The organism is Mucilaginibacter sp. (assembly GCF_036383575.1).
Classification (GTDB): Bacteria; Bacteroidota; Bacteroidia; order Sphingobacteriales; family Sphingobacteriaceae; genus Mucilaginibacter.
Genome location: NZ_DASVOB010000755.1, coordinates 1 through 4,401 on the forward strand (window position 1 = coordinate 1; position 4,401 = coordinate 4,401).

At 44.3% G+C, this 4,401-nt stretch carries 5 protein-coding genes and 1 pseudogene; 5 read left to right on the plus strand and 1 reads right to left on the minus strand.

What is annotated here, in order from left to right; genetic code table 11:
* The 5 genes and pseudogenes from VF500_RS27000 to VF500_RS27015 all read left to right on the plus strand — a co-directional run.
* Positions 1-274 (plus strand): annotated as a pseudogene (locus VF500_RS27000) (epimerase); the annotation flags it as partial.
* Between the two features lie 169 nt (positions 275-443).
* Positions 444-1,235: an alpha/beta hydrolase gene (locus VF500_RS27005; RefSeq protein ID WP_330862642.1), complete on the plus strand. Its 792-nt coding sequence runs from the start codon at positions 444-446 to the stop codon at positions 1,233-1,235.
* Positions 1,236-1,554: 319 nt separating this feature from the next.
* Complete coding sequence (locus VF500_RS27010; protein ID WP_330862643.1) at positions 1,555-2,316, plus strand: hypothetical protein; 762 nt, start codon at positions 1,555-1,557, stop codon at positions 2,314-2,316.
* The gene (locus VF500_RS31845) at positions 2,219-2,422 is read left to right on the plus strand and encodes a helix-turn-helix domain-containing protein (protein WP_414688596.1); all 204 of its coding nucleotides are present in this window, start codon (positions 2,219-2,221) and stop codon (positions 2,420-2,422) included. Before VF500_RS27010 ends, VF500_RS31845 begins: the two co-directional genes overlap by 98 nt.
* 85 nt (positions 2,423-2,507) lie before the next feature.
* The gene (locus tag VF500_RS27015; RefSeq protein WP_330862644.1) at positions 2,508-3,053 is read left to right on the plus strand and encodes a YbhB/YbcL family Raf kinase inhibitor-like protein; all 546 of its coding nucleotides are present in this window, start codon (positions 2,508-2,510) and stop codon (positions 3,051-3,053) included.
* Positions 3,054-3,233: 180 nt separating this feature from the next.
* Here the strand turns inward: VF500_RS27015 and VF500_RS27020 are convergent.
* Positions 3,234-4,401 (minus strand): family 43 glycosylhydrolase (locus VF500_RS27020; RefSeq protein ID WP_330862645.1); only part of this gene is annotated, 1,168 nt, incomplete at its 5' end.

Genomic DNA, 4,401 nt, shown 5'->3' on the forward strand with positions numbered 1-4,401 from the left:
TGTAAAAGGCAAAACCGAAAATGACCTCATGAAATTGCCCTTTAAGCAAGTATTTAACTTCAGGCCTGGATTTATGAAAAGTTTTAAGGGGGCAAAAAATACACTTTCGTTTTATAAATACATCAGTTGGATGTACCCCATCGGTCGCCTTATTTACCCTAAGGGTTTTATCACACTGGAAGAAGTTGGCAAAGCCATGATCAATACGGTGAACCGCGGTACCGGCCGCTGGATCCTCGACGGAAAGGATATTGTGGCGATGGCAAAGGAATAAGGTGGGTTATGATATACGGATAGAGTCACGACATAAATTCGATATATCGTTAATTGTGATTGGCTTTTTTTATTTATATATCTGATATTTAGTTTGTTGTGTTTTTGGAACGGGCTTTGGAATAGAGCTGTCAACAGCATTATTTATGAAACGTAAACTCAGAAAACCAATGAACACCAAATCACTGAAAGCCTGCCTGAATAGATATTTAGTTGCAGCAGTTATTTTATCAACCAGCTTATTTGCCTTTACTCCCAATGCAAGCGCTCAGGGTACACCCGTCAAAAACATTATATTGGTACATGGCGCTTTTGCCGATGGTTCGGGCTTTAAGGCCGTATATGAGATCCTTACAAAAAAAGGTTACAATGTTACGGTGGTTCAAAATCCATTAACCTCACTTAAAGACGATGTTGATGCAGCTAACCGGATCCTGGACAAGCAGGATGGCCCAACAGTTTTGGTTGGCCACTCTTATGGCGGTACGGTAATTACCGAAGCCGGGAATAATTCAAAAGTAGTAGCACTGGTTTACATCGCCGCTTTTGCGCCCGATAAAGGCGAAAATACCATAAAATGGGTGCAGTCGGCCCCTCCGGCTCCTGAGAATGGGATCCTTCCACCGGATGATAAAGGTTTTGTTTACTATGATAAAGCTAAATTTCATGGTGGTTTTGCCGGTGATTTGAGTAAGTCTGAAGCCGACTTTATGTTTGCATCTCAAGGGCCAACCTCGGTTCAATGTTTTGTAACCCCTATTACCGAAGCCGCCTGGAAAACCAAACCAAGCTATGGCATAGTGGCTACCGAAGACAAAAGCATTGTGCCCGATGTTGAGCGTACCATGTACAAACGTGCAGGTGCTAAAATAACCGAAGTGAAAGGCAGCCACGTGATCTTCATTTCACAGCCTGAAGCAGTTGCCAAAGTAATTATCGATGCAGCAAACGGCGTTAAGTAAAAGATAGTTTTTGTTACAGTTTAAGCGGAACCGGCGATTGGCCGTTCCGCTTTTTTTATTTGATAATTGTTAGTTTTACCCCATAGGTGTTTGGAAAATGAAATCATCTCTATTTTAATTTAAAAAAATATGTCATTGCGAGCGTAGCGCGGCAATCTCGTAGCCAATGCATGTTCGCCCTGTATAGCTACGGGATTGCCGCGTCGCCCAAGTGCTTTTGTCCATGCCGCTCCTCGCAATGACATGGCTTTTTTAACCAGCATTTTAGCCGATCTTCATCTTCCGAACACCTATTGGTTTTACCCCTAACAATCATCAAATGGAAGCTATAACAGTACCCGAAGCAGTTAAAGATAAACCGCAGATTAAGGCGGGCGAGATCTCTTTTGTATACTACCGGGAGCGGGGCGACCTGTTCAAAAACCAGGTGATTTTTAGCCAATGTGCTATTAGTTTTGTACTCAACGGACAAAAGGAACTTTACCGTCATGCCGATTGTACCATCATTAGGCCCGGCCAGGGCTTGCTTATTCCCGAAGGTAACACCCTGATTGCTGAGCATGTGGTAAAGGGGACTTCAAGAGATGAATTATACAGCAGCTTTATCGTTTTTTTTCCGCAAAGGTTGATAGCCGATTTTTTTTCAAAACATGCCATCGCCACAAAAAATAGATTGGCAGACGTACCGCCTTACGTGCTCTTTTCAAACACAGTATATCTTAATGAATATCTACGGGGAGTTAGAGCTTTGGTTGATTCGGGGCAACAACTTTCATATCCGGTAGCACTTCATAAACTGGAAGAATTGCTGCTCATCATTTATGAACTATATCCGGCACAGTTGATTGCTTTGTTTGGCGAAGGGCAAAATGCAACTGGTTTATCACTGCAAAAACTGGTTGAAAATAATCTGTTCAATAATCTTACGCTTGATGAACTGGCATTTTTGGCCAATCGCAGCCTGTCGTCATTTAAACGCGATTTTGAGAAAGCTTACGGCTTATCCCCCGCAAAAATATATCCGCGACAGGAAACTGGAATCGGCCTGTACCGAACTGAAGAAAGGCCGGAAAGCGAGTGAACTTTATAACACTTACGGCTATGAAAACCTGTCAAATTTTAATACCGCTTTTAAGAAAAGGTTCGGCGTAACCCCGGCGGCTTACGGCCAGCAGATTGCAGTTTGAGCCGCCTGCAATACTATTTGAACGGTTTGCAATAACAGTATGATCGCGCGCAAAGCCAACTTTGTGGTGTAATTAAATATTGTTTATGATGAAAACGATTTTCTCTTTATTTATCAGCCTTTTGATAGTTAAGGCTGCATGTTCCCAAACGTTTACCTTAAAAAGCGCAGATCTTGGCGGGCAGTTCAGCAATGAATTTGTTGCCGGTAATTTTGGTTGCAGTGGCGGTAATAAGTCGCCGCAACTAAGCTGGGTCAACGCGCCCGAGGGTACCCAAAGCTTCGCGGTTACCATGTATGATCCGGATGCGCCAACGGGTAGCGGCTTTTGGCATTGGGTTATTGTGGATATACCTGCAAATATTCATGAGCTAAAACAAGGGGCCGGTGATGTTAAAAGCACTATTGCCCCACAAGGAAGCCTGCAAAGCATTAACGATGTGGGCGTTTTCGGATACCAGGGCCCATGCCCCGGCGTTGGCGAGGGCGATCACCGTTACCTCATTACCGTATATGCTTTAAAAACAGCTAAGCTGGGCACAACGCAGGCCTCAACCGCTGCATTAACAGGCTATTTACTGGGCAAGCAATTATTGGCTAAGGCTTCGTTGATAGTTTATATGAAAAGATAAGCAACTATAAGTTAAACAATTCCCTCCCTCGGGAGGGGTGCGGCTGAAAAGTGTGTTGGCAGGGAGGGGTTTGTACGCCATGGGAAACGAATGGGGATATCGACGAACCCCTCCCTACACTCCCAGGGGAGGGAATCGCAAAATTCTTCACTTTTTTATTCATTATTTCAACACTCGTTTCTACCGCACAGTAACCTCGAGTTTAAGCACCCTGTTTCTCTCTGCCGAAAAATTTGCCCCGCCGTCATTGCTTATCGATGATACATTATTTGGATCGGTTAAAATAACGCGATAAGCAAAACCAAAACAGCCCTTTGTAGTGGCCGATTTAATGACAACTGCATATCGCTTGCCAGCGGTTACAGGCATGTTTGGATTTACAAAGGCGTTCCTTGCCGACCATGAAATGGAATCAACAGGCAAAGTAACAGAAGCCAAAGCTTTGCCTGCAGGTTGCCCAGCATTGCCAAGCTCAAACACTTCGACAGACAAGCCCGCATCTGGATAACCGGTTTGAAAAGTGGCGAAGCTGATCCTGGTTAAAGTGCCGCTTTTTGCCGCGGTAAAAGTTTGTAGGTGCTGTGTATTTTTACCGATATCGCAGCCTGTTGTAAAATCTTCGGCCGGTCTATTAGGAGTGGAGCTTTTGGTAAAGCTTGCTGTTTGCTCGCATTTCATTGGATTGATAGAGCCATCGGCAGCAAAGGTTAACGGAGCCCAATAAAAGTTGGCAAGTGCTTCATTTTTTGCAGCGTTATTCCACAAATCACTGCCAAAAAGGAAAATAGTTTCTGAGTTCAGTTTAATAGTTGATACAAACGACGGCTGCCCTCCGCAGGAGTTATCACTGATTTTTATCCCTTCCGACCATGGCCCTAATGGCGACAATGCCATACGGTAAGATGCTCCTGTGCCAGAACAATACCCACAATTAGGGTCGGAATAAATGAGATAATATTTGCCTTTGCGCTTGAACAGGGCAGGGGCCTCGGTATTACCATTGGTAACTGATTTTATATATTGTCCGGCACCGGTTAAATAGTCGGCGCTGAGTTTTTCAATCACGATACTTCCTTTGGTACGCCAGTCGGTATAAGCCAAGTAAGCTGTGCCGTCATCATCAACAAAAGTATCATGGTCGCCGTTGTTTAGGCCAGCTACCGGCATTTTGCTGTTCACAGCCAGGATTGGTTCTTTAACTTCAGTGAAAGGGCCAGCCGGGGTTTTACTTGTAAATACCCGGTAGCCTACACGGTTGTCATAAACGTTGATCCATAGCACATAGCGTTTTGTTTTTTTATTGTAGATGACATGCGGACGAAAGCAGCCATAGGTTTTGCCGTCGCAG